We start from the raw sequence: 22,562 nt of genomic DNA, 5'->3' as shown, positions 1-22,562 counted from the left end.
TAGTTCGATCGCCTGCATCGCGATGTCAATCCGTCTATTCTGTCGAGCATGACCGACGGCATCACTGTAATTGACCTGTTCTCCGGCTGCGGCGGAATGACCCAGGGCTTCAAGGGGGCCTCCGACTACAAGGCCGTGATGGCGGTCGAGTGGAATCTCGCCGCTGCCGCCACCTATGCCGCCAACTTCGGCGAGTCGCATATGCAGTGGGGCGACATCGCAAAGATCGACGACGCTCGGATCCCAGAGGCAGACGTGATCATCGGCGGGCCACCCTGCCAGGGGTTCTCCAACCTCGGCTCCCGGGAGGCCGGCGACCCGCGCAACAAGCTCTGGCGCGAGTACATTCGCTTCGTGCAGCATGCGAAGCCGAAGATCTTCGTGATTGAGAACGTCGACCGCTTTCTTGCGTCAACTGAATTCCAAATACTGCTGAAGGAAACCGGTGCCGGTGGTCTGCTCGCCGGATACGAACTCACCTACAGTCTGCTCCTGGCTGCGGACTACGGAGCTCCTCAGCGCAGAAAGCGCACAATCCTCTTCGGGTCCCGAATCGGCGGGATTCCGATGCCCGCTGCCACTCATGGCCCAACGGAACTACTCGGCACGAACCAGTGGCGTACGGTACGGGACGCGATTTCCGACTTGCCGAGGCTCCCCGGAACAACCGAGCTGCCGGCGGCGTCCACGCAATTCTTTGGAGTAACGGTACCTGGAAGCTTCAGGAGCAGCGATCTTCATCTCGGCCGGACCCCTACAGCGATGTCGTTGGAGCGATACGACCACGTTCCCCCCGGCGGCGGCCGGTTCGATCTGCCCGAGAGGCTGCTGCCGAGATGTTGGCGGGACAAGAAAAGCGGAACCACCGACGTGATGGGTCGGATGCATTGGGACCGACCGTCTCTGACGATCAGGACAGAGTTCTTCAAGCCTGAGAAGGGACAGTATCTGCACCCCCAGTGGGACGAACACGATCCGATGAATCGTGTGAACCGCCCGATCACGCACTGGGAAGCCGCGCGGCTGCAGACCTTCCCCGACGATTTCCTCTGGTGCGGAAGTAAGATCGATATTGCCAAGCAGATCGGCAATGCAGTCCCTCCGGCATTGGCGGCCGCTATCGCCAACCACCTGAAGCCCTATCTGCTGGGGTCCGCGACTCCAGATCTTCCGGCTTCACCGGGCCCTGTGGCGTCCAGCAACGTTTGACCGCCAGGCCACCGGGATCTCCGCCTCTGGGCGGAGTACATCAGCCGTGCAAGGCCTTGGTGCCAGGGGCACGCGGGCTCTGGGCAAGAAGCTCCTGGACTCGCTGTTCCAGAAGGGTATCGGGCGCGAGATAGGCCATTCCCCTTCGCGCATCGTTGGGCAGGTTGATCGATTCGAAGGTGAATGGCCGAGGAGCGGCGCCCAGGAGCCGCTGCGCTTCCTGTTTGCGCCCCTCGTGCTCGTGCCGGTACCTGGGGTTGCCGATATAGATGCTCAGGACGGTCCTGCCGATCCAGGCATCCGCTCGAAAGAGAGCATCGGCCAGGGGGTGTACACGGGCGTCCAACCCGCGGGCACGGAGGTGGACCAGCACGTGAAGCTCGCGAAGAAAGGAGTAGTAGGCATTGCCCAACCGCCAGCGCAGGGCGTCGTTGATCGCTGGCGCCGTCCATCGTGGATTGCCCGCGCTGTCGACACGGGCGCCGGCAGCTCTCAATACAAGCCCGGCGTCGTTGCCGAGCATCTCCCGTCCTTCGCGCGACCAGCGGATGTAGTCGACGAACTCCGGCCAGGTCGGGATGGACCCCATTTGCTCCAGGAGGTGGTGGAGCACCTGGGTGAACGCGAAGGGCGGATTCCAGTCCCTGATGGGTACGACTCGCTCCGCCTCCGCCTTCCGGACCGTCCCCAGAGCGTGACCGTACGGGAGCTCCGTGGCCGCGCAGGCCCGCAGCACATCTTCGTGGGTTAGCGCGTAGGCCGCCGCGACGCGGTGGCCCAGGACGCATGGGACAACCGTGGATCGATATCGATCGTCCGTTTGCCAGGCAAGATAGGCAGCCTTTGCTGCTTCGGTCACCGCGAAGTGAGCGAGCACGTCCTGGGCCGTCGTAACCGCCATGGCCCTACCCCCGAACATACTTGATGATCAGTCACTTCGAATCCTAGGACAGGGGTCTGACACTGCAAGAGCCTCGCGCTCCAGGCCCTGGCCTCTCTCCGGTAGGTTCTTGGTGTGGACGCTCATTCGAAGCACGTTGCCGATCTCCTGCCGTTCGGCCTTGCAGACGAAGGCCACGAAGCGGACGAAGGCATTGAAGCCGTGCTGCACTGGTTTCAGGAGCACCGGTACGTGGCAGATCGCTTCGGAGCCGTACTGCGTCAGTCGATCGACGAGGTGCTGGACGGCCAGCGAACCGGCCGCTTCGACATCGACGCCCTTGCATCCACGGAGAAGACCTACCTGGGGACGAAGGTTGAAATTGTGGCCCGGGCAGAGTTCGACCTCGGGCAAGGCAGTCGGATGGACTACCTGGTCGCGGGGTACGACGTCGACGCCAAGTTCACCAGCGGCACGAAGAGCGGCAACCACGGCGGTCGGACCTTCAACTGGACGATCCCTGTGGAGGCGATGGGGCACATCTGTTTGCTGATGCAGGCGGACGACAGGAAGTCGACGTTCCGCGTCGGACTCGTCCGTATTACTGATGCGGCCCTCAACAAGGGCGAGAACAGGGACAAGAAGAAGTCGTTGAGCCAGGCGGGACGCGCGGCCATCCAGTGGATCGTCTCCGAGGGGCAGTTGCCCCGCAATCTGCTGCTCAGCCAGTCGCCCGAAACTGTTCGGGCGATCTTCGACCCACCCGCTGGTCACGGCCGCTCGGGGCGCAGGCCGGGTGGCCAATCCCGGACCAACGCTCTCTTTCAGCTGATCCAGGAGCAACTGGTCGACCGGAACACCGTGGTCACAGTCGCCAGCCAGGCTGACTCCCCCAAGCGGGTGCGCGATGCCCGCATTGCTCTGCGCCCGGATGGCATCCTCATACTTGGCCATCCGGGCGATCATCCTGGGTTAGCCCGCGCGCTGCACCTGCCGGTTCCCACCAAGGGCTCCTATGTGGCTGTACGCCTCGGCGTGGGCCCCCCGGTGATACTCGTCCGTATGTCGTCCTCGACGGCAAGCAGCACGTCGCCTTCCGGGAGGAGGAAGGCGACCTGCCCGCGACAGCTCCCGACACCTACTGACCGGCGAGTCAGAGCGTTGCGAGGTAGGTCACAAGTTCGTCGTAGTCACGCAGACGACGCTGATCCACCAACCTGTGGAAGGTGTCCAACTGCTTGGCCCGCTTCGGTCCGACATACACCTCCTCCACCGCCTTGGACAGTTCGGGCAGTGCAAGGTGATACACACAATCGAGATCCCCGGTGCCCATGGCCAGGCGTCCGAGATAGTAGGGCCGCGGCTCCATCGTGACGGCTGCGAAGTGGGGCATCCTTCCCCGACGCATCGCCGCCATCTGCGACCCCTGAGTACGCGGGTCCTGGAGCCGGTCGGTGCGCAGCGACCACTTCAAGGAAAAGCCCGCCACCAGGTGCGGGAGGAGTACCGTGCCCGGCACGACGGCAGCGATGGTGGGCCGCTCGACAGCGAGGTCCAGATTGAGTGGTGACTCGTCGGCCATAAGATCGATAAGCAGCTTCCGCCGCTCATCGGCTCCTGCGACAGCCGCACGCACCGAGTTCACCGCCTGTACCAGCGGTTCACCTCCGAGAAGCGAATCGGCTGCGGTCAGTGCATCGAGAGCGGCCAGCGCACCGGCGACTTCGAGGCCGTCATCGTTGGCGAGGCTTCGTGCAACATCCAGATGCGCGTACTGCTCGAAGTGGAGCAGTTTGCGCTCGGCCTGGATCAGAAGGTGCGGCGCCGGGATGCTCAGCCTTTCCTGAAGGTCGTCGGCCATGGCCACGGCCCATTCCTTGGCCACGGGTGTCGCCGGCTGGTCGACCGGCACACCGAGGTGCTCGAAGAGCGCGCTGCCGATCTCTATCGAGAGCTTGTCGCTGGCATCGCTGGTGTTGGGCAGGCCGTTGCGGTAGCCGCACAGGACTGTCGAAAAGGGCGCCGTCACAAGAACTCCTCAGTTGCTCGGAGACGCGCACCGTACCAGCGCAGTCCGACAGCCGACTCGACGGCCGCTTCGCAGACGGACCGTGGGAAGTCAGCTTGATCGGCGCAGATGCACCGCTGTGGTCACCTGCGCGGCGACATCCTCCGGTTGATCATGTTCCCAGAAGCGGAGGACCGTCCACCCCACCCCGATGAGATGCTCCGAGGTCTCCCGGTCTCGGGCCATGTTCCGGTCGAGCTTGCTGCGCCACCATTCGGCGTTGGCCTTGGGGCTGGTGGCGTGCTGCGGGCAGCCGTGCCAGAAGCAGCCATCGAGGAACACGGCGATCTTCAAGCGACCGAAAGCGATATCGATCGTCCTGCGAGGTATGCCTGGAACAGGAGTATTGACCCGATACCGCAGTCCGGCCCGGTGAAGGCGGCGCCGGACCGCGAGCTCCTGCTCCGTATCACGGGATGCCTGTCGACTCATGCGGCGGGAGACAGCAGGGGACGATGCACTCGGCGACATCCTTCCATTCTCCATCGGTTCCGCTCCCCAAAAGGGCACCGAGTCTGTTCAACCTCCTGCAGCCGGCTCCGGGATGATGCGCCATTTCGGGCTCGACGATCCTCGCAACATCCATGCCTCGCCGCTGCTGCCATACTTCTTCCGTGATCCGTGAACCTGCTGAACTGACCATCGAGCATGACGGAAGGGTTGCTCTTCCGCTCGGACTGCTGGCCGAGGCCGGCCTGGACACGGGCAGTGCGCTCCTGGCCTACAGTGACGGCGACGGGCGGATCGTGTTGCAGCGAGAGGCAGACGCCATCCGGACGCTACTTGAGCGCGGGACATTGTCGTAATCGTCCCGCAGGGGCAGGGCGTCCTACGCGGTGACCAGCCTGACCGCCGAGCAGGCCGCGCTCGCCCGGCGCGCACAGCTGGTCCAGGACCACTGGAAGATCGAGGCCCTGCACCACGTCCGCGACACCACCTTCGCTGAGGACGCCTCCCAACTGTGGACAGGCAATGCACCCCGGGCGATGGCGACCTGGCGCAATCTCGCCATCGGCGCCATGCGGCTGGGCGGCGTCAAGAACATGGCCGCCGGCCTCCGCCGCAACACACGCAACGCCTGCCGACCCCTCACGTTCCTCGGCCTCGGATGATCACAAACCGGACGCAACGCGATGACGCCGAGGCCTTGCCCCCGAGCCCAGTACGGACATGGCCATCGCCTTCCTGGTCATGTTCGTCCGGATGGAATGCGTCTACATGCCGGAGGGCACCGCCAGGAACGGCTGCGGCCTGCCCACCGGACGTCGCACCAAGCCGAACGCCACCAGCGGCGGGGCTGCTCAGTGGATCAAGTACGGCGCGGTCCGGGAGCAGGCCGCCGCCGAGCTCGGCGTCAGCCGCTCCACGCTGAACCGGGAGCTCCGCAACACCGAGAAGGTGCCACTGTTGAACCCTCCGGACTCGAAGGTTGACCATGGGGCTGGGCCGCATCCCTGCTGATCAGCGGTACCTGCCATTTTTGCGGCGGATGCTACGGGCCCCCGGCTCCAGAAGCGGCTGGTGCTGCCCTCGGTGGCGCAGCTCGCTCAGGGCCAAGCAAAAGTTGCATATTCCCGAATTGTCCTCGCGGAAATCACGAGCGCATGGCCGCCGTTACAGTTGACGCCAGGCGCCCCCGCATGGCTTCGTCCTTGATGAAGCCAATCGCCTTGGTGAGTGTGGGGACTGCGTCCATGAGCAGGCTCCGTTGCTCGGTCAGGTAGTTGGCGAGGAAAGTTCGAGCGGCAGAGCCGCTGTGTTCAAGGGCTCGGGCTGAGTAGATCATGGTCAGGGAGAAGGCCCAGCAGGCGTGGAGGAAGCCGAAGACCGGGCGCTCGGTGCGCCGCCACGGCGAGTAGAAAGTGACGTCCTCCGGGAGCTCGGCTGCGGCGAGGGCGAGAGCGTCGTTGAGCCAGTGGTGGCCGGCTTCGTGGATGAGGTCGCGGGCGAGGATCTCATGGTGGTCGGTGTAGTCGGTGAACACGGTTCCGGGGAGGCGGGTGATGCTCCAGCTGAACAGGGCGTCGGCCAGGTCGCGGTGCTCCAGGAGGCAGATCACCGGAGCGTGTTGTTCGAGCAGCGGGCCGAAGCCGTGCTCGGCGGCGGAATCGAGAGCAGCAGGCAGAAGGTCTCGGGCGACGGTCTCGGCCTGCGCGGTGTCGGGGCGGACGAGGTAGTAGGCCGTTTCGGACAGCGGCGAGCGGAGCAGGTCACGGTGGTCCGGGTTCAGGAGGAGGTGCGTGCTGGTACCGGCGGCTCCTGTGGCGAGGAGGTAAGCCAGGTCTCGGGTGCCGGTGCGGCGGTACCAGGCGAAGAGGTCCTCGTCTCGGTCGTGGGCGGCCTGTTCGGCACCTTCCAGGAGGTGGTGGGCGATGGCGTGGGTGATCGGCCGGCCCGAGGGGTTGGCGGTGTTGAAGGAAGTGCCGAGGACCTCGCCGATTTGCTCGGTCCTGGCACGCCGCCATTGTTCAAGGCCGGGGAGCATGAACGACCCGCTGGTCAGGACAGTGGTCATGGGGTGGTCTCCTTGTCGGGAGTCCGCCTGGCACCGGGGCTTCTCGACCGGGGCCAGGCGGACTCCGTTGTCGTGCGGCGGGGACTACTGGGTGTCGGTTGCGGGTGTCGGTGTCTCTGTCATGGCGCGGGTTTCCCAACCGGCGGCCGACGAGTTGGAGGTGTGTGCGGTGGTGCGCACGGGGCCGTCGTCGTGCAGGGCCTCGACGGCCTTGAGGAAGTCGCTGAACTGGTCGTTGTTGTCCACTGATCACTCCTCGCTTGTGGATGGTCGGGGGCGGGCTCGGCTGTGCGGAAGGCGGGGCTCGGGTGCGCGGCACCGGCCTCACCTCCTTCCGGGACTCGGCGGCTTCTCCTCTGCAGTGAGCAGGGTGAGGAATTTGCGGACCGTCCCCGTGCCGACCGGTTCGGTGCCGTGGACGAGCTGGCTGCCGAAGACGACCAGCGAGCCCAGGGCGGAGTGCACCGTCCACCGGGTCCGCTGCATGGCGTTGAACCAGGGGGACGAGCAGTCGGCCCCGTCGTGGGTGAAGCGCATGCCGTCGGTGTAGCCGACGGGGATGTCGGTCGAGGACGGGGTCCAGGGGGCATCGCTGCCGCTGGTCTCCACGTAGAAGGAGCCGCTTCCGTCGGTAGCGCTTCGGATGGTGACGCTGGCGGCGGCTATCTGGCGGGGCCAGGCGCTCGGGTCGGGGGCGATGCCGTCGGCGTGGGCGGTGATGTGCTGGCCGGCCTGGTACTCCAGGAAGATCCATGGCCGGTGGCCGGTGATCGATGGCAGCGCCCGCACGATGGAGGGGCGGGTGCGGTCGAGGGCGGTGTCGAGGATGGACTGGGCACCGGGAGGCAGCTCGGTCATCTCCAGTCGGCCGAGCGGCTCGTAGATGATCCGGGCCTGTTCGGAGGGGAGGTCCGGGATCTCGTGGATGGTTCCGCTTCGCTGTACGTCGTACCGGTCACGGCCGTCGTGTTCGAGAGTGAGGTCCATCAGTTCATTGAGCCGGTGCACCTCTGGGTGGGTGAGGAACCCTTCGACGGTGTGGATGCTGAGCGTCTCCGCGATGTGGATCACCGGCTGGTCCCTGCCTCTTCCGGGAGGGAGCGGTCGGCGTCCTGTGGGATGGGGCAGGCACAACCGTGGGGAGCCTGCCCACTGCTGTCGGCGGGGGCCGTAGTGAGGTCGGCGAGGGTTGCCGCCGCATCGGCCAAGCCGGCGAAGTAGGTCTGCGGGTCGCTGCCGAGGGCCGGTACCAGTCTCAGCTCCAGCGCGTGATGCTGTACCCCAGTGGTGCCGCTGGTGAGCAGGCATCGCCCGAGTTCCAGGTCGTATCCGGCGGGGAGGACCCGTTCGGCGTCCTCGGCGAGGCGGCAGAGCCGGGCGGCGACGTGGGCGTACTCGTGGCGGTCGCGCGGCAGGATGCCTACGGACAGGGGGCGTTGCGCGGCCGTGGGCGCGGCGGGGTGGCCCTGGCAGCTGTCGTAGGTGACGAATCCCCAGCCCTCGGCGAACGCGCGCACCAGGGGGCGGACGCCGGGTTCGAGGCCGTCGTGCCACTGTGGGTGGCGAGGGTCGAGGTCGTCGGCCTCGTGGACTCCGGGCAGTCCCATGGTGTTGATGTTGCCGAGGTCGCTGGTGTGCAGTCGGGCGGGCTCACGGGGCGCGGCGGGGTCGTCCCAGCGGACGAGGAAGGCTTCGACGCCGTGCATCACGTTGGGTTGCCGGGGCCTCCAGTGCAGGTGGGTGCACCAGGCGGCCCCAGGGTGTTCGGGCTGGGCGACCAGGGCGGCGATGCCGTCGATCAGGCGCATGCGGTGCCGGCAGTACGCCTCGTCGTCGCCGGCGAGTGTGTGGCGCAAGCGGACGGCGAGGCATCCGCCACCACAGCTGCTGCGGTAGTCGCAGGTGGTGCAGGTGCGGATCAGTGAGCGTCCGTCACGCAGTAGAGAGGAGCTTTCGTGTGCGCGGCGAAGGGTCTGTTGGGAGTCGGCAGCTGTGAGTGAGGTGAGCCGAGCCTGTGGCCAAGGGAGTTCGTCGCAGCTGCCGAGGCGGTCGTCGGGGTAGAGGGTGAACACGTGGTCGCACTTGAGGTTGTCGAAATGGCAGGAGCCCGACTCCAGGCCGCGCAGTCGACGGATGATGGCCACGACGGGGTCCAGCTTGACGGTTCTGAACAGGCCGGTGCCGATCCAGCGGGTCGCTGCGGCCAGGACGAAGGCGGCGTACTGGTCGGGCGTGATGGCCCAGGCCGGGCCACCGGGGCCGAGTGCAGCGACTTGCTGGCGCCGGCTCGCGGGGCTGCGGCGGGCGGGGGCCCTGGTCGGGGTGCTGACCGAGGCGTCGAAGCAGGGGACGAGGCTGATCGCGCTCACAGCACCGAAGGCTGCGAGGTGGTCGATGACCTCGGCGGCGCGGCCCAGGACGTGTGGGGTGACCGCGCAGATGATGCCGACGGACCGGGAGCGCCGCTCCAGGAGCTGGAGGGTCTCCACGACTCGCGGGTAGGTCGGCCTGCCGTCGTATCCGACCCTCCAGCTGTTGCCGAGGGCATCGCCGTCGAGGGACAGCCCGATCTCCAGACCCGGACAGTGGGCGTACAGGAGGTCGAGCCAGGCGTCGTCGAGCAGTAGGCCGTTGGTCTGCATGCTGACGCGGACGACGTCGGGGTTGGCGGCGAGCGCGTCGAGGACGGCAGCGATCTCGTCCTTGCCAGCGGTCAGGGGTTCGCCTCCGTGCAGTTCGACGGCCATGGGGCGACCGGCGAACAGTCGGGCGAGGGAGTGGACCTGGTCTGCGGTGATTCGTCGACCGCCTGGGGCCTGCTTGCGTTTCTCGAAGCAGTACAGGCAGTCGATGTCGCAGGTCTCGCCGCGGAGCTTGAGGATCACTGAGACGGCGGAGAGCCGGTCGTCCGGGTCGAGCGGGGCGAAGATGTCGTGGGTGTCGAGCAAGGGCAGATCGGTGGTCATCGCGTGCCTCCTGGGAGGGACGGAGCGGTTGCCGGGGTTACCTGCTTGAGGACTGCAACTGGTTGATCCAGGCGTTCAGGGCGTCGTCGGTGACGGGTATGCGCTCGTCCGCACGCCGGAGGAACCAGCCGTCGCTGTAGTACTGCGGGAGCCAGGCGGCCCCCTCCACCGGTGGGGCGGGCGACTCGTGACCGGAGTCGGAGAGCGGATGGCAGCTGAGCAGAGCCAGGGCGAGTCGGCGTTGCAGGGATCGGAACCACCGCCAGTCCTGGTCCTGCCAGTCCACCGGGGCCGGGGTGACGGTCCACGGGTCTCCGGTGAGCAGGGGGAGCCACTTCTCGCCGAGCAGCGGATGGCCGGTGGCGGCGCACTCCGCAGAGGTCAGGGCCAACGTCAGGCGCTGCAGGACGATATCCGCCGACGGGTGAAGGCCGTCGGCACTCAGGCCGATGAGGTCCTCGGCCAGGCTGGCCACTGTTTCGGCACGGTCGGCGACGGCCCAGGCCCGGTAGGTGCCCGTTTCGGCTGCGGAGACCACGGGGACCCACTGGCCGTGGTGGAACGACAACGCTGTCCGCAGGCAGGTGAGGTCGCCCATCCGCTGTCGTGCTCGGCGGAACATCGCCAGGTCGTCCTGGCGAATGCCGAACTGCAGCAGCAGCGTGCGCAACTCGCCAATCTCCTGCGGAGTGGAGACCTGGAGATCGACCCTCACGCCGTCCACGAGCCGCGATCGGGGCCCCGGACGCTGCGGTGAGCTGCTGATCAGGCGCAGGTCGATGTCGCTGGCGGCGTGGGCGAGACCCGTGGCCAAGGCTCCTTCCAACCAGACTTCGGCGTCCTTGTCCATGGCCAGCAGCTCGATCGCAGCCTGGCCCGCGATGCGCAGTCTGCGCTGTGCAGAGCCGTTCACCGCCTCCCTCCTACCGCTGCGGAGGAAACACGCTGCGGGCTGGTGAGTTGAACGATCAGCTCTCCGGCCCAGGTGTCGAGTTCGGTTCGGACGTCGCTGCGCTGTGCTCCGATGTGCGGTGTGGCCAGCAGGTTGAGCGGCTCGGTCGTCGTGTGCAGCAGCGGGATGTGCTCGGGCTCGACGGCGTCCAGGGCGAGGCCGGCGAGACGCTGCTCCCCGAGGGCGCGCAGGCAGGCTGAGAGGTCGAGCGTCTCCGCGCGGCCGGCGCAGATCAGTAGCGGCGATCGTTCGGCGATTCGAGTCAGGAAGGGTTCGCCGAACAGGTGGCGTGTACCGGGTCGAAGCGGAAGTGCGATGACGTGGATCGCAGACTGCTCGATCAGCGTGTGCGCCGACTGCTGGGGGAGCTGCGGCGGGTTGGAGGGCCACCGGGCGAAGGTGACCTGTTGCACGAACGGCGCGAGGGTCCGGCCGACGGCTCGGCCGACCGGTCCTGCACCCCAGACGGCGACATCCGCCTCCGCCAGTGGCGTTCCCACGCAGGCCGCCTTCGCGTGCAGGCCCCGGGCCAGGGCGTTGTGGCCGAGCGGGATGCGCCGGGTCAGGCACAGTGCCGACGCGAGGACCCATTCAGCCACAGCTGCGGCACCGGCCTGTGGGTGCCGGTGCAGGACGATGCCACGGCGGGCGAGTGCGGCGAGGTCGAGGTTGTCGGTGCCCGACCCGGGCCGGACGACATGCTGGAGGGCCGGGAGGCGGATGAGCTGCGGTTCACCGAGAGCGACACCGGAGCGCAGGACGATCACTGTGGCGCGGTCGGCGGCCTCGGGAAGCACATCGGTATCGCTGATCTCCACGAACTCCGCTCCGGGGCAGGCGTGCTGGAGACGGATGAGATCTGCGGCGCCTGTGAGGACGAGCACGGATTCGGTCATGTAGAAGCTCCGCCTTGTCGTGCCGGTGCGGTGTAGCGGCCGACGGCGAGGTCGTCGTCGCCGACCAGGGCCTCCACCGGTGACGGATGGCCGAAGTAGGCGTCGCTGGCGTGCTTGACGCCGGGTAGGCCGTTCCAGGCACGGGGGTTCGCGGCGACGTCGGCGTAGTCGTCGATGAGCAGCACCGCACCCGGGGCCAGGCGCGGGACGGTGTGTCGCAGTCCGGTGAGGGTGGAGGCGTAGAAGTCGCCGTCCAGGTATCCGAAGGCGATGGTGTCCGGCAGTTCGTCGGCGAGGGTCTGGTCGAACCAGCCGGGGTGGATGACGGGTGGCTTCTTGTCCCAGCGGGCGTGGGTGTCGAGAACGTCCTGGGGACAGGAGCGCAGCTCGCCCTCGGCGAGGTGGTCGGAGTCCTGGCGTCCCGGGGCGGGCATTCCGGCGAATCCATCGTAGACGTGGATCTCGCGCTCGCCCTCGCCGAGGGCGTCGAGCATGTGGCGCATCCACAGGGCCATGGCCCCCCGGTAGCAGCCGAGTTCGACAATGGCGCCGGATTGGCCGCGCCAGCGGAGGCGGAAGAGCTCGTCGGCGACCACGTGGAGCCGGTCGGCGCAGACAGTGCCGGCGTGCTCGGAGAGGAGCCATTCGCGGATCTTGTCCATGTTGATCACCACTTGTCGATGAAGGGGTTGCGGAGGGTGCCGTCCAGCGCTGCGAGCAACGGCGCGTTGATCCTGGGCAGCAGGAAGACCTGGCCGAGCTTGACCAGGGACGTCCACTCGAAGCCGACCTGGTCCGGGTCGGGCGGCTCCGGAAAACGCGGGGTCGTGTCCCCCAGCGGCCGAGCCAGGAAGGTGTACTGGGTCTTCTGGACGGTTCCGAACTCGTCGTTCCAGGCGGCAGGGACGTACTCGGTGACCAGCAGCAGGCGATCGAGGGTGACCTCCAGACCGGTCTCCTGGAGGACCTTGCGATGGACGGCATCGCGCAGGCCCTCACCTTCCTGGGCCTTGCCGCCGGGCAGGTTGTAGTGGAAACCGGAGTGGTCCTCGTAGGAGAGCAGGAGGACCTGGTCCTCGTGGAGGACGGCGGCCTTCACCGACACGCTGATCTCGGGCAGTGGCATCGGGGTCTGCTCCTTGGGTGCCGGGATACGAGGGGGCCTGCGGGGGTGGTCGGGTGTCAGATGCAGGACAGGGCGTCGGGTTCGCCGATGCGGAGCAGCTCTCCGACGGCGGCGAGCGGCGCGTCCGTGCTGGTGCGGAAGGTTCCCTCGCGGGTGAACTGGCGCGCGGCGGCGCGCATCCCGGCCAGGGCCGCACGGCTGAACTGGTTGGCGTAGATGCACAGTCGGAAGCCGGCCCGGCCGAGCTCGTCGGCGGTGAGCTGGGGAAAGGCGGTGGGCACGGTGACCAGTGGAATCGCCCGGCGCCATTGGCGGGCGACTCGCAGTGCCTCGCTTCCGGTGGGGTCCTTGGAGTGGATGAGGACGGCTTCCGCGCCGGCCTCGGTGTAGCGGGTAGACCGGGCCAGGGCCTCGGCCATTCCGCTCCCCGTGATCAGTGATTCGGTGCGCGCGATCACGACCAGGTCATCACCGACAGCCTTGCGGATGCGCTCGATCTGCCGGGTTACGAGGTCAACGTCCGCCAGTTGTTGGGAGCTATGAGTCGCGAAGCTGTTGCACTTGGGGTAGCTGCTGTCCTCCAGGCAGATTGCCGCAGCACCGGCCCTGGCCAGGTCGGTGGCGAAGCGCGCGGCGGTGCCCAGCGCCCCGCCGGCGTTGTCGACGTCCACGATCACCGGACGCTCGGTGACCCGTCCGAGTGCTCCCACCACATCGGCCAGGTCCCGGACGCCCAGGACGTTGGCGTCCGGGAGTCCGAGGGCGGCGGACACCTCCAGTCCGCTCACCCACAGGGCGTCGAAACCCTCCTCGGCGGCGAGGCGGGCGGCCATCGCGTTGACAGCCCCCGCAGCGAGCAGTGGCCGGGTGGGCGTCGGGGCGGCGAGCGACTGGCGGAACCCGGTTGCCGCGTTGGCTATGTGCATCGGCTGCTCTCCCTGCTGTCGGTGACGGTGGCTTCCAGAGCGGGCATCAGGCCCAGGTGTTCGAGCGTGTTCCAGGCCGCCGCCAGGACCTGGGCCGCAGGAAGGCCGGCGTCGAGCCGGACGACGGTACCCAGCAGTGGGAAGGACTCCGGCGCGCCGGTGACCTCGGCGTACACCTTCTGGACAGCGGCCTGGACGTGGTGGACGTCCCAGTCGGGGCGCACCGCGTCGCCGCTGCGGTCCTTGGCCCGGTCCATCGAGTCCGCAGCGGGAAGTTCCAGGACGAGGGTCACGTCGGGTCCCTCGGAGAGGCCGGCCGCCAGGGCCTGGTAGGTCTCGGCCGATTTCGCGCCGTGCTTGACCGCGAAGAACGCCATCTCGCTCAGCAGCCAGCGGTCCGCGATCACCGGTCGTGCCGTCCGCTGGGGGCGGACGAGCTGGTCCAGCGTGTTCTTCTTGTCCGCGACGATCGCGGCGAGGTAGGCCGCGCCGTTCTCCGCGGAGGGCCGGTACTTGCCTTCGACGATGGCTCCGGCTTCGTCAGGGGCCAGGAAGTTGGTGGTCAACACGCACAGCGGTGTGGTCCGGAACAGCCCCTGCCAGAGCCGGAACAGGCCCTTGCGGAGCGTCGTCTTGCCGGTGCCGTCCAGGCCCTCGACGGCGATGAAGGGGTAGCGCTGCTGCGTCATTCGACCTGCCCCGCTCCGGTGCCGCCTGCGTACTTGGTGAACTGGCCGCGCCACGGGACGGTGGTGGTCACCAGATCCACCAGCCGAAGCTCCCCGAGCTCGTCCAGCAGCGCGGGCAGTTCGCGTTCGACCTCGATACCGGAGGTGACCGCTTCGCAGTAGGCCCGGCGTACGGCTTCTCCATCAGCGACGCGGAGCTGCGCTGCCAGTACGCGGGACGAGGTTCCGAGCGCGACCGCGCGGGCCGCACTGGAGAGCACCTGTGCGTGGATCGGTGCCGGTTTGGGCTCCAGCGACAGGTACCGGACTCCGCGGTGGCGGATCACCGCGAAGAAGCCGACCCACCAGGCACTCGCTTCGCAGGCAGCGATGACCGCCTCCGTCCACGAGGTGACCGGCAGACAGCCGACGAGGCGTTGCGCGGTCTGCGCCGAACCGTGCTGCGTCACCGCCGCTTCGGGTGCGCGGTCCAGGCCGTGCGACTGCGGGAGGTTCCACCAGTACGTCAGCCCGGCCGATTCGAGCAGTTGCTGTGCCTCGGGGGACGGTGGGTGGGACGGCCGCTGCCCGAGGGCTGCGACAGGTGCGCCACTGATGTCGGGAAGGCTTCCGGGGTTCTCCACGACCTCACGCCACTCCTCGATGTGCAGATGCAGCCGCTGGATGACCAAGCCGTCGGCGAGCAGCTGCCACGCTTCGCGTAGCGGTGGCGCTCCTCCGCCCCGGCCAGGACCTGCCCATGTACTCACCCTCGTGTCCCTCCTGATCGCTGGAGCGGTCGCCCGACCCTCTGCGACGACGCGGTCTGCTCCGACCCCGCATCCCCCACCATCGCGGCGGTGGCGGTCCGCGGTTATGCGTGTTTATGGCAGGCTCAACACGAATCGGTTCCTCAACGTCACTGTGCGAGAGGATGCGGGGGTGGACAGCAATCAGCGGCGGCGGTGCGGCTCCTGCGGCATTCCGCTGAGCCGGTACAACGCTGACGCCAGGTGCGGCGCGTGCCAGCGCGGACTGAAGCTCGCCCCCGGCTTCTGGGAGGACCCGCAGGTCCGCCAGGCGCTGCTGGCCTGGGACCTCGGGACCGTGTGCAGGCTCGTGCGGCAGCACACCGGACTGTCGCAGATCGCCTTCGCCCGGCTGGTCAGCTGCGACCAGTCGGAGGTCAGCCGCCTGGAACGTGGGCAGCGGGCGATCAAGGACCGGCGGAAACTGCTCCAGTGGGCGCAGATCCTGGGCTTTCCTGACCACTTAGCCGGCCCGCTGCCCGCAGAGGTGACCACGTCCTCACCCGGCCACGCCAACGCGTCCTACCTGCCGGTCAACCAGATGTCCCAAGGTACCCACCAGCTGATGCTGCCTGCGGGACAGAGCATCACCGCGACGCTGCTGCCCACGCTCACGCTGCCCGCCGACACCTTCCGGGGCAACGAACTCCACCTCGGCCGCAGCCCTGAGTTGACCGCCTGGACCAGGATGCCGACCCGGGCCCTGGTCATCGGGTCCCGCCTGATCGACGGGGCCACCCGCTACTTCGCCGTCGATGCCCGCCACGGAGGGCAGGTGCCACCGGACAGTACCGGTGCCGACTCCGACCGCCTGCGCATCCCGGCTGCCTACGAGCTCGACGACCTCACGTACGGCGTCCTGTGGGCCGTGGCCGGATTCGACGCGGCACTGCTCGGCGACGACCACGTGCTGCACCGCGTCCTGCCACTCGTGGCGGAGGCCGACCTCGACCCGGTGGCCGAAGCCCTCTGCCGCCGGGAGTTGACTGCCGGGTCACTGATGCTGGTCGGCTCGCAGGCGTCCGCCCGCTACATCCTCGACCGTCGGCCGTTCCTGGGCGAGGCACCTGTCTTCTGGACCCGGGAGCGCAGCGGTGAGGAAGCCGCGACCTGGCTGTTCTTCAGCCACAAGTTGGACTATCTGAGGCGCACTGCTCCCGGGCGTCCGGACGACGGCAGCGGACGGGCGTTCTGCATCCCCGAGGATGCCGTCGTCAGCTCTCCCACCCATGAGCGGGTGCTGCTCTTCCTGGCCATCGCCCTGATGGAGTCCTTCGGCATCAGGACCTGGATCACAGCGGATCCCAGCTACGCGGACACCGAGGGCTTCGTCCTGATGCCCCGACAGCGTGCGGTGATCGCGAGCTGGGTACGGGCCGAGGGGGTCTCCAAGCTCGCCCAGACCAACCGCACTGCACAGCTGCGCACCTTCTCCGACGCGGCCGGCCACGCCGGAGCGCACTCCGTCACCGCAGCCGACCAGGCACGCGAGCGGCTCGCCGCGACCGCCGACTACCTCGGTCTGGACCTCCGATGGCTGGCCCGACGCTGCGACCAGCTCAGCGGGGCAGGGACCGCGGCGCTCGCCCAACCCCGCAACCGTCTGCTCGGACTCGAAGGACTCGATACCGCCTGCTGGTTCGTCGCCCATCAGTTCGCGGAGCAGAACCGGTAGCCTGCCCGCGTGCCATGCAGCCGGTCCGGCGGCGCACGGCCCGGCTTGGAATGTGGGGAAACACGGTGACTGGCAGAACAGTTGCGATCTTCTCGCTCGGCGGCACCATCGCCATGACCACCGACCCGGCAGCCGGCGGCGTCGTGCCCGCCCTGTCGGCGCACGACCTCCTGGCCGCTGTCCCCGCACTCACGTCGACCGGTATCGAACTGCGGGTCCATGACTTCCGACGCCTGCCAGGAGCGTCGCTCGGATTCGAGGACCTGGCCGCGTTGGGCACAGCCATCACCGAGGCCGTGGACAGCGGCTGCGACGGGGTCGTCGTGACCCAGGGCACCGACACCATCGAGGAGACGGCCTACCTGCTGGACCTCCTCCACGACCGCGACCAGCCGATCGTCGTCACCGGCGCCATGCGCAACCAGACCCTGCCGGGGGCGGACGGTCCCGCGAACCTCTATGCGGCCGTCCTCGCCGCCGCCGGCGAGGAACTGCGCGGGGCGGGGGTCGTGGTCGTTCTCGGCGACGAAATCCACGCCGCCCGGGCCGTGCGCAAGACGCACAGCACCAGTCCGGCTGCGTTCGCTTCGCCCAGCACCGGACCACTCGGGCACCTCTACGAAGGCCGAGTCCGACTCGCCGGCCCTCTGGCGGGCCGCATCGCTGTTGCTGGACCGATCAACGATGTCGCCGTCCGGGTGGGCCTGTACACCGCGACCCTGGGCGACGACGGGAAGCTTCTGGCGGGCATGGCGGAGCACTGCGACGGGCTCGTCGTGGCCGCCTTCGGTGTCGGCCACGTCCCCCAGGACCTCGTCTCCGTCCTGGACAAGGCCGCCGCCGAAATGCCGGTCATCCTCACCAGCCGAATCGGCAACGGACCGGTCCTGCAACAGACCTACAGCTTCCCCGGCTCAGAGAAGGACCTCCTGTCCAGGGGGCTCATCAGCGGGGGATCCCTGGACCCCTACAAGGCACGGCTGCTGCTTCACGTCCTTCTCTCCCAGGGCCGAGGAACGAACGAGATCGCCGCCGCCTTCGCCACCGCAGGCGCGTGACTCCGCTCGCTCCGTCCAACGACCACCCAATTCGAAACAGGGAACCGTACATGCGCGCGAGTGAGCTGACCCTCGGCAGGACCTTCGGGGTCACCTTCGAGCACGGCGAGGACTTCTTCCAGGCGCTGGCCGCCTTCTGCGAGGAGAACGAGGTCCGCCAGGGCTACGTCCCCATGTTCATCGGCGCGTTCTCCGAAGCCGAGATCGTCGGCACCTGCAACGGGCTCACCCACCCCGAGGAGCCGCTCTGGGACCGCACCCGAGTCGCACACGTCGAAGCCCTCGGCGGCGGAACCCTCGCCTTCGACTCCGACACCGGCCTGGTCCTGCCGCACATCCACCTCGCCGCAGGCATCAAGGGGGACAGCGCTGCCGGACGCACCAGCCATCTGCTGAGCGCCCGCGTCCAGTTCCTCAGCGAGCTGCTCATCACCGAGGTCGCCGCACCGACCATGACCAGGCCCCGAAACCCCGACCTGTACGACGTCCCCCTGCTCACCTTCGGGTCGCCTACCGTCGGAGCCTGAGCCGCGGAAGCAGCAGGGTGGCGAACGGCACGTCCGGGCGCGGACATCGGAGCCGGACGTCTGCGGTCGCGGTCGAAGACGTCCGTGTCGGCGCGCAGATCGCGGACACGTTCCTCCAACGCCGCACCGCGACGCTCCTCCGGCGTTCGAACTCACCGTCCGGGCTGAGCTGTTCCAGTGACCGTCGGGGCAAGTCGGTCGAGCCATGGATGCCCAGGGAGCGTCATCGTCACCGCCGACGCCAGCCAAGCCCGTTCCCTGCTGCTCAGGAGCGGGAGGGCTGCGTCGAAGTCCAGCTGGTCCTTCTCACGAACCGACTTGGCTTTGTAGTAGAGCTGAACAGCCGGGCGGAGGTAGGGAATCCCCGCCGCCGAGACTTCACCGAGGTCGGTGACGGGCCGGCGTACGCGGGCATCCCGGCGGGACTCCCACTCGGGGCCGTCGGACTCGTCGAACATCAGCTGGAGGGACCAGGGTGCCTCCGGCGCGCAACGGCACCATACGTCATGGACCAGCGACGGGACGCCCTCCGTGGGGTTCCACCGGCGTAGCGTCCCGGCTCCGGGCGGATCCGCGAGGTGCAGGTCCCAGGAGGCCAGTAGTTCTCGGACCCGAGTCTGGTCACGCCGAAGGACGAGCACGTCCAGGTCTCCGTGTTCCCTCAGCGGCCGACCGACAGCGAGTTCGATCGCGTAGCCTCCGGCGATCCACCAGGGGAATCCTGCCTCTGCGAACAGTTCCGCTACCGCGGGAGGTGTGGTGGGGACCCAGGGCCCCAGCTCCGAGCCAGCAGCGCTCATATCGATCACGACGCCAATCCTCTACCCCACGAGCCGTCCGGCAGGAACGCACCGCCGTCACCTCCAATGCCCTCACGAGAGGTCGTCGATCTTCGGCGATGGCGCATAAACACCCATCAGTGCGACAGGAAATCGACGCCAGGGTTGACGATGGGCGTGCTGTCTCAGCCCGCCGACAGGTTCGCTGAGGAGGTCGGACGTGCAGCTACGAACGTCAGGAGACACCCCCGCAGAGGAGCACCCACCCGACAGCGGGGGGTGCCGGCCCATCGAACAGGCCACCTGGCACCTACCGGCCGTCGACACGAGCGTGGGCCGACTGCGACACGCGGTTCGTGCAGCATTGAAGAAGTGGGGGTTGGGCGAGATCGGCGACATCACGGAGTTGTGCGTCTCGGAGCTCGTCACCAACTCCGTCATTCATTCGAAGGAACCAGCCGGCTGCCTCACTCTGAACGTGACCGTCGACCGGGAGCGTGGTCGACTTCGGGTCTCGGTTGCCGACACCAACCCCTCAGCCCCGCAGGTCCGCGAGCCCATGTCCGACGACGAGCACGGGCGCGGACTGCTGCTGGTCCGGGCCCTCTCCGCCGGGTGGGGGGTTGATCACGCCCCCGCGCGAAGCGGCAAGGTCGTCTGGTGCGAGATCGCGAGCCGATAGCGTCTCGGCCCGCCCGGATTCCGATGTTGCAACCTGCTCAACCGCTACCTTGCCCAAGGCCGGGGCAAGGGCGACTGGCCGGGCATCATCCCTGAGCGCCTCGCCCGCTTCCTGCTCACCCGCCCCGAGAGCCTGTGCGAGACGCAAGCCGTGCGATGACGGACACTCATCCACCGCATCCCGTCGAGTCGGATCAGGGCGTGCCGCCTTGGGCCGTGGGTTCGCAGCTGGGGGTGGGGACGGCGAACCACATCGCCTTGCCGGTCGGGGTCCTCCGCCCGCCGGCGCAGCCGACGGAGAGGGAAGCGACGATGCCCAGCCCGCGGCCTGACTCGGTGACTCGGGCGAGGAGCGCGTCGGCCCCGCTCCCGCGGTCGTGGTCCTGCACGGGGATCAGCTTCTCGACGGGTAGGCGTTGCATCACGGGGATGTGGCAGGTGCGGTCGTGTACCTCGACGATCACCTCGGCCTGGGTGCGGCGGATGCGGAGCTCGTAGGGTCCCTGGGCATGGCGGACTGCATTTGTGACCAGCTCGCTGGTCATCACGAGGGCGTCGTCGATCTGGGCGTCGTCCACTCGGAGTTCGGCCAGGAAGTGGCGGAGGAGCTGCCGGGCGGCGCCGGCCGGGTGCTCCGCGCCGCTGTTCCATGCGAGGAGGGTGCGGTGGGGGGAGCGTCGGCGCGGGCGGAAGAGGCGCTTCATCGCTGCACCGCCTTGGTGGCGGCGTGGCGGGCGCGGGCGGCGGAGTGGCGGTGCCGACCGGCGCCAGGCCGCAGACGGTTGCTGGTGTCTGCGGCGAGCAGGTTGACATGGTGCGGAGTGAAGTCGAACAGGACGAGTAGTGCGAGCAGGAGCAGCATCGGGACCTCCCGGATGGGTTGACCTGGTGCGATACAGATCAACTCGGCGCTCGCGGTAAGCGGAACCCCCACTCGGCAATGACTTCGGCCGATGTTGCGGCGGCCTGGGCGACGGGCCGCCCCGGAAGCCCGGCTCCAGGCGCGGCGCTGCGGGCCATGGACCGGATCGCGCACGGTCTTTGGATGGCGAGGAACTCGGCCGGGCTCATCCGTTCGGGGGCGCACGAAACGCTCTGCTGACTGGAGGGCGGGGACGATCCGCCGAGGAGAATTCACTGGTCCGGCCGGTTGTACGAGGTGCCGCTCGTAAGCAGAAAGGGTGATGTGTCGGGACAAAGGGATCCGCAAGTGCCTCACTCTCATCTACACCTGTGACTCGTGGCGAAGGCTGCGGCTGACCTGGTCGTGGTCGCACGAGTCCGGATAGGGGTGGTGGCTTGTGGAACGAAAAATGATGGTCCATCGGGTCGGGCTGACGCTTTCGGTCATTGCCGCACTCGCGGTGGTCGCGGGCTGTGGCCCCTCGCGGGGCATGTCGGGCCCGGGCTCCGACTCTGCGCCCGTCAAGCCTGGTGCCTCACCTGCTCCGTCAGTGGCCCCGGGCCCATCGGTCTCGATGTCGCCGGCGCTGGCGCTGCCGACTCCGTGGGTGTCACGGACGGCCTCTCCGGCGCAGCAGGCGGCAGCGGTCGCGGCGTTGGCGGCCTACCGGGGCATGTGGGCCGACCTCGCGACCATCGGCCAGTCGGAACAGGGCTGGAAGGACCCAGAGCTGGGTGAGTACATGACCGACAAGCCACTGGTCGACTGGTCGCAGACGCTCGCGAACTACGCCAAGCTCGGTCAGGTCAGTTCCGGAGCGCCGCTGATCGATCCACGAGTCGTCAAGGTCGATGCCAGTTCGAAGCCGACCCAGGTGGAGATCGCCGACTGCTTCGACAGCACCAAGTGGATCACGGTGTCCGCTACGACGCACAGGCCCGTGGACAGCAGCCCCGGGGTGCGGGAGCGGACCGAGGCCTTGCTCAATCTGGATACCGACGGCTACTGGAAGGCGACCGAGCAGGTCTTCGGAAAGCCGGGAAGTTGCTGAGCGCGGTGGATACGCCCATGGCCGTCGTTCCACTCGCACTCCTGCTGGTCACCGGTAACGGTGCATCCGGCACTTCGGAGGGCGGCTTCGGACCCAGCCAGGGCGCGAGCACACAATGCAGCGCCAGCTCCTGCTCCCTGGATTCCTGGAGTCGGCAGTCGACGCCGCTGCAAGGACCGTCGGCCGGCGCGCCTGCACGCACTGGTGGTCCGGCGGCTGCGTGCGTCATCACCCCGGTACCCGGCGGGCCGGTGACAGGGGCTGACGGCTCGAAGTGGGTGCTCTATCAGCGGGAGTGCGGCAGCGGCTATCCCGAGGGTCTGCTGAACGGTCCGGCGCTGCCGGAGTTCGCTCCGGCGGGCCAGCCGTCGCCGAAGGTGCCGCCGGTGGATCCGAGGGCCGTGGCGCTGCAGGCGGAGAACCAGCTGTCGCTGCCTCGGCCGGTCGTCGTGATGAGTCCCTCGACGTTCCAGGTGGTCGGCGTTCCGACGTGGCTCTGGCTGGAGTCGTCGGCCTGGTCACCGGTGTCCTCGACAGCGTCGGTGCCGGGAGCTTCGGTGACGGCGACGGCGACTCCGATGTCGGTCACCTGGGATCCGGGCGACGGTTCGGCTCTGTTGACGTGTACCGGCGCCGGGACGCCCTGGCATCGCGGCCTTGACCCGAAAGCGCCCTCGCCGGACTGCGGGCACACGTTCGCGCGTGCGTCGGACTTTGTGTCGGGCGGGGTGTTCACGGTCACGGCGACGGCGCACTGGCGGGTGGCCTGGCACGGCGCGGGCCAAGCCGGGGCATTTCCCGACCTGATGTCGACGGCGGCTGTCGCGGTGCAGGTGGAGGAAGTGCAGACGGTGTCGGACGGTCCCACGTGA

28 protein-coding genes and 1 pseudogene are annotated in these 22,562 nt (G+C 68.1%); 11 read left to right on the top strand and 18 right to left on the bottom strand.

The annotated features are described in order from the left end of the window. Positions 1-48 precede the first annotated feature (48 nt). On the top strand, positions 49-1,209 hold the full coding sequence (locus BS75_RS13010; protein WP_042440190.1) for a DNA cytosine methyltransferase: 1,161 nt from the start codon (positions 49-51) through the stop codon (positions 1,207-1,209). Positions 1,210-1,249: 40 nt separating this feature from the next. On the opposite strand, the gene BS75_RS13005 is transcribed toward BS75_RS13010, so the two are convergent. Further along, a complete protein-coding gene (locus BS75_RS13005) occupies positions 1,250-2,110 on the bottom strand; it encodes a hypothetical protein (RefSeq protein ID WP_152646219.1) in 861 nt (286 codons plus the stop codon). A 114-nt stretch (positions 2,111-2,224) separates the two neighbouring features. Here BS75_RS13005 and BS75_RS52185 point away from each other — a divergent pair. Further along, positions 2,225-3,061 (top strand): annotated as a pseudogene (locus tag BS75_RS52185) (NaeI family type II restriction endonuclease); the annotation flags it as partial. A 181-nt stretch (positions 3,062-3,242) separates the two neighbouring features. On the opposite strand, the gene BS75_RS44240 reads toward BS75_RS52185, so the two are convergent. Then, complete coding sequence (locus BS75_RS44240; protein WP_052069387.1) at positions 3,243-4,118, bottom strand: NgoMIV family type II restriction endonuclease; 876 nt, start codon at positions 4,116-4,118, stop codon at positions 3,243-3,245. Between the two features lie 90 nt (positions 4,119-4,208). After that, a complete protein-coding gene (locus BS75_RS12990) occupies positions 4,209-4,628 on the bottom strand; it encodes a very short patch repair endonuclease (protein WP_408022532.1) in 420 nt (139 codons plus the stop codon). 143 nt (positions 4,629-4,771) lie between these two features. On the opposite strand from BS75_RS12990, the gene BS75_RS46375 reads away from it, so the two are divergent. From BS75_RS46375 to BS75_RS12980, 3 genes are read left to right on the top strand one after another with little or no spacing between them, the layout of a single operon-like run. Then, positions 4,772-4,963 (top strand): hypothetical protein, encoded by a 192-nt coding sequence (locus BS75_RS46375; RefSeq protein ID WP_081982285.1) that lies wholly within the window; start codon positions 4,772-4,774, stop codon positions 4,961-4,963. A gap of 30 nt (positions 4,964-4,993) precedes the next feature. After that, entirely contained in the window at positions 4,994-5,269 is a 276-nt protein-coding gene (locus BS75_RS43310) for a DDE transposase family protein (RefSeq protein ID WP_081982284.1), read from the top strand. Positions 5,270-5,327: 58 nt separating this feature from the next. After that, entirely contained in the window at positions 5,328-5,618 is a 291-nt protein-coding gene (locus tag BS75_RS12980) for a hypothetical protein (protein ID WP_034088331.1), read from the top strand. A 133-nt stretch (positions 5,619-5,751) separates the two neighbouring features. Here the strand turns inward: BS75_RS12980 and BS75_RS12975 are convergent, their stop codons facing one another. From BS75_RS12975 to BS75_RS49265, 11 genes are all read right to left on the bottom strand, one after another. Continuing rightward, complete coding sequence (locus tag BS75_RS12975; RefSeq protein ID WP_052069386.1) at positions 5,752-6,672, bottom strand: aKG-HExxH-type peptide beta-hydroxylase; 921 nt, start codon at positions 6,670-6,672, stop codon at positions 5,752-5,754. Between the two features lie 84 nt (positions 6,673-6,756). Next, positions 6,757-6,918, bottom strand: coding sequence for a hypothetical protein (locus tag BS75_RS49270; protein ID WP_169790810.1), 162 nt, complete (start codon positions 6,916-6,918; stop codon positions 6,757-6,759). 78 nt (positions 6,919-6,996) lie between these two features. Continuing rightward, on the bottom strand, positions 6,997-7,743 hold the full coding sequence (locus tag BS75_RS12970) for a hypothetical protein (RefSeq protein ID WP_034088330.1): 747 nt from the start codon (positions 7,741-7,743) through the stop codon (positions 6,997-6,999). Further along, positions 7,740-9,638 carry a radical SAM/SPASM domain-containing protein gene (locus tag BS75_RS12965; RefSeq protein ID WP_042440189.1) on the bottom strand — a complete coding sequence of 633 codons (1,899 nt, stop codon included), beginning with the start codon at positions 9,636-9,638 and terminating at the stop codon, positions 7,740-7,742. The genes BS75_RS12970 and BS75_RS12965 overlap by 4 nt, the downstream gene beginning before the upstream one ends. A gap of 37 nt (positions 9,639-9,675) precedes the next feature. Further along, positions 9,676-10,551 carry a nucleotidyltransferase family protein gene (locus tag BS75_RS12960; RefSeq protein ID WP_034088329.1) on the bottom strand — a complete coding sequence of 292 codons (876 nt, stop codon included), beginning with the start codon at positions 10,549-10,551 and terminating at the stop codon, positions 9,676-9,678. After that, a complete protein-coding gene (locus tag BS75_RS12955) occupies positions 10,548-11,486 on the bottom strand; it encodes an NAD(P)-dependent oxidoreductase (protein ID WP_042440187.1) in 939 nt (312 codons plus the stop codon). The genes BS75_RS12960 and BS75_RS12955 overlap by 4 nt, the downstream gene beginning before the upstream one ends. Further along, positions 11,483-12,148, bottom strand: a complete 666-nt coding sequence (locus tag BS75_RS12950) for a TylF/MycF/NovP-related O-methyltransferase (protein WP_042440205.1) — start codon at positions 12,146-12,148, stop codon at positions 11,483-11,485. Before BS75_RS12950 ends, BS75_RS12955 begins: the two co-directional genes overlap by 4 nt. Positions 12,149-12,153: 5 nt before the next feature. After that, a complete protein-coding gene (locus BS75_RS12945; RefSeq protein WP_034088328.1) occupies positions 12,154-12,612 on the bottom strand; it encodes an NUDIX domain-containing protein in 459 nt (152 codons plus the stop codon). Between the two features lie 56 nt (positions 12,613-12,668). After that, positions 12,669-13,538: an isocitrate lyase/phosphoenolpyruvate mutase family protein gene (locus BS75_RS12940; protein ID WP_034088327.1), complete on the bottom strand. Its 870-nt coding sequence runs from the start codon at positions 13,536-13,538 to the stop codon at positions 12,669-12,671. Next, positions 13,529-14,227 (bottom strand): dTMP kinase, encoded by a 699-nt coding sequence (locus BS75_RS12935; RefSeq protein ID WP_034088326.1) that lies wholly within the window; start codon positions 14,225-14,227, stop codon positions 13,529-13,531. Before BS75_RS12935 ends, BS75_RS12940 begins: the two co-directional genes overlap by 10 nt. Beyond that, entirely contained in the window at positions 14,224-14,976 is a 753-nt protein-coding gene (locus BS75_RS49265) for a hypothetical protein (protein ID WP_197091935.1), read from the bottom strand. Before BS75_RS49265 ends, BS75_RS12935 begins: the two co-directional genes overlap by 4 nt. 172 nt (positions 14,977-15,148) lie before the next feature. Between BS75_RS49265 and BS75_RS44235 the strand changes: the two genes are divergently transcribed. The 3 genes from BS75_RS44235 (at position 15,149) to BS75_RS12915 (ending at position 18,275) form a co-directional block, all read left to right on the top strand. Next, positions 15,149-16,690 carry a helix-turn-helix domain-containing protein gene (locus tag BS75_RS44235; protein ID WP_052069385.1) on the top strand — a complete coding sequence of 514 codons (1,542 nt, stop codon included), beginning with the start codon at positions 15,149-15,151 and terminating at the stop codon, positions 16,688-16,690. Between the two features lie 65 nt (positions 16,691-16,755). Further along, complete coding sequence (locus BS75_RS12920) at positions 16,756-17,748, top strand: asparaginase (RefSeq protein ID WP_408022531.1); 993 nt, start codon at positions 16,756-16,758, stop codon at positions 17,746-17,748. Between the two features lie 50 nt (positions 17,749-17,798). After that, entirely contained in the window at positions 17,799-18,275 is a 477-nt protein-coding gene (locus BS75_RS12915; RefSeq protein ID WP_034088325.1) for a PPC domain-containing DNA-binding protein, read from the top strand. 152 nt (positions 18,276-18,427) lie between these two features. On the opposite strand, the gene BS75_RS12910 is transcribed toward BS75_RS12915, so the two are convergent. After that, entirely contained in the window at positions 18,428-19,075 is a 648-nt protein-coding gene (locus tag BS75_RS12910) for a nucleotidyltransferase domain-containing protein (protein ID WP_034092948.1), read from the bottom strand. A 199-nt stretch (positions 19,076-19,274) separates the two neighbouring features. Here BS75_RS12910 and BS75_RS46370 point away from each other — a divergent pair, with 199 nt between their 5' ends. Continuing rightward, a complete protein-coding gene (locus BS75_RS46370) occupies positions 19,275-19,736 on the top strand; it encodes an ATP-binding protein (protein WP_331281419.1) in 462 nt (153 codons plus the stop codon). Between the two features lie 193 nt (positions 19,737-19,929). Here the strand turns inward: BS75_RS46370 and BS75_RS44230 are convergent, their stop codons facing one another. Next, positions 19,930-20,439 carry an ATP-binding protein gene (locus BS75_RS44230; RefSeq protein WP_052069383.1) on the bottom strand — a complete coding sequence of 170 codons (510 nt, stop codon included), beginning with the start codon at positions 20,437-20,439 and terminating at the stop codon, positions 19,930-19,932. After that, a complete protein-coding gene (locus BS75_RS48100) occupies positions 20,436-20,597 on the bottom strand; it encodes a hypothetical protein (protein WP_156164251.1) in 162 nt (53 codons plus the stop codon). Before BS75_RS48100 ends, BS75_RS44230 begins: the two co-directional genes overlap by 4 nt. Before the next feature lie 616 nt (positions 20,598-21,213). Between BS75_RS48100 and BS75_RS12895 the strand changes: the two genes are divergently transcribed. Next, a complete protein-coding gene (locus tag BS75_RS12895) occupies positions 21,214-21,690 on the top strand; it encodes a hypothetical protein (RefSeq protein WP_034088324.1) in 477 nt (158 codons plus the stop codon). A 307-nt stretch (positions 21,691-21,997) separates the two neighbouring features. On the opposite strand, the gene BS75_RS44225 is transcribed toward BS75_RS12895, so the two are convergent. Beyond that, positions 21,998-22,279: a hypothetical protein gene (locus BS75_RS44225; RefSeq protein ID WP_052069382.1), complete on the bottom strand. Its 282-nt coding sequence runs from the start codon at positions 22,277-22,279 to the stop codon at positions 21,998-22,000. Here BS75_RS44225 and BS75_RS48095 point away from each other — a divergent pair. Further along, the gene (locus tag BS75_RS48095; RefSeq protein WP_156164250.1) at positions 22,269-22,562 is read left to right on the top strand and encodes a hypothetical protein; all 294 of its coding nucleotides are present in this window, start codon (positions 22,269-22,271) and stop codon (positions 22,560-22,562) included. The two genes, BS75_RS44225 and BS75_RS48095, sit on opposite strands and share 11 nt — an antisense overlap.

The sequence above is a fragment of the Streptacidiphilus albus JL83 genome, from assembly GCF_000744705.1.
GTDB classification, from domain to species: domain Bacteria; phylum Actinomycetota; class Actinomycetes; order Streptomycetales; family Streptomycetaceae; genus Streptacidiphilus; species Streptacidiphilus albus.
This window is presented reverse-complemented; position numbering and strand designations above follow the sequence as displayed.

Coding starts and splice junctions, on each gene's coding strand:
- BS75_RS13010 (WP_042440190.1), top strand. CDS start 49: ATGACCGACGGCATCACTGTAATTGACCTGTTCTCCGGCTGCGGCGGA.
- BS75_RS13005 (WP_152646219.1), bottom strand. CDS start 2,110: ATGGCGGTTACGACGGCCCAGGACGTGCTCGCTCACTTCGCGGTGACC.
- BS75_RS12990 (WP_408022532.1), bottom strand. CDS start 4,628: ATGTCGCCGAGTGCATCGTCCCCTGCTGTCTCCCGCCGCATGAGTCGA.
- BS75_RS12980 (WP_034088331.1), top strand. CDS start 5,328: ATGGCCATCGCCTTCCTGGTCATGTTCGTCCGGATGGAATGCGTCTAC.
- BS75_RS12975 (WP_052069386.1), bottom strand. CDS start 6,672: ATGACCACTGTCCTGACCAGCGGGTCGTTCATGCTCCCCGGCCTTGAA.
- BS75_RS12965 (WP_042440189.1), bottom strand. CDS start 9,638: ATGACCACCGATCTGCCCTTGCTCGACACCCACGACATCTTCGCCCCG.
- BS75_RS12955 (WP_042440187.1), bottom strand. CDS start 11,486: ATGACCGAATCCGTGCTCGTCCTCACAGGCGCCGCAGATCTCATCCGT.
- BS75_RS12950 (WP_042440205.1), bottom strand. CDS start 12,148: ATGGACAAGATCCGCGAATGGCTCCTCTCCGAGCACGCCGGCACTGTC.
- BS75_RS12945 (WP_034088328.1), bottom strand. CDS start 12,612: ATGCCACTGCCCGAGATCAGCGTGTCGGTGAAGGCCGCCGTCCTCCAC.
- BS75_RS12940 (WP_034088327.1), bottom strand. CDS start 13,538: ATGCACATAGCCAACGCGGCAACCGGGTTCCGCCAGTCGCTCGCCGCC.
- BS75_RS12935 (WP_034088326.1), bottom strand. CDS start 14,227: ATGACGCAGCAGCGCTACCCCTTCATCGCCGTCGAGGGCCTGGACGGC.
- BS75_RS12915 (WP_034088325.1), top strand. CDS start 17,799: ATGCGCGCGAGTGAGCTGACCCTCGGCAGGACCTTCGGGGTCACCTTC.
- BS75_RS12910 (WP_034092948.1), bottom strand. CDS start 19,075: ATGAGCGCTGCTGGCTCGGAGCTGGGGCCCTGGGTCCCCACCACACCT.
- BS75_RS44230 (WP_052069383.1), bottom strand. CDS start 20,439: ATGAAGCGCCTCTTCCGCCCGCGCCGACGCTCCCCCCACCGCACCCTC.
- BS75_RS48100 (WP_156164251.1), bottom strand. CDS start 20,597: ATGCTGCTCCTGCTCGCACTACTCGTCCTGTTCGACTTCACTCCGCAC.
- BS75_RS12895 (WP_034088324.1), top strand. CDS start 21,214: ATGTCGCCGGCGCTGGCGCTGCCGACTCCGTGGGTGTCACGGACGGCC.
- BS75_RS48095 (WP_156164250.1), top strand. CDS start 22,269: ATGTCGGTCACCTGGGATCCGGGCGACGGTTCGGCTCTGTTGACGTGT.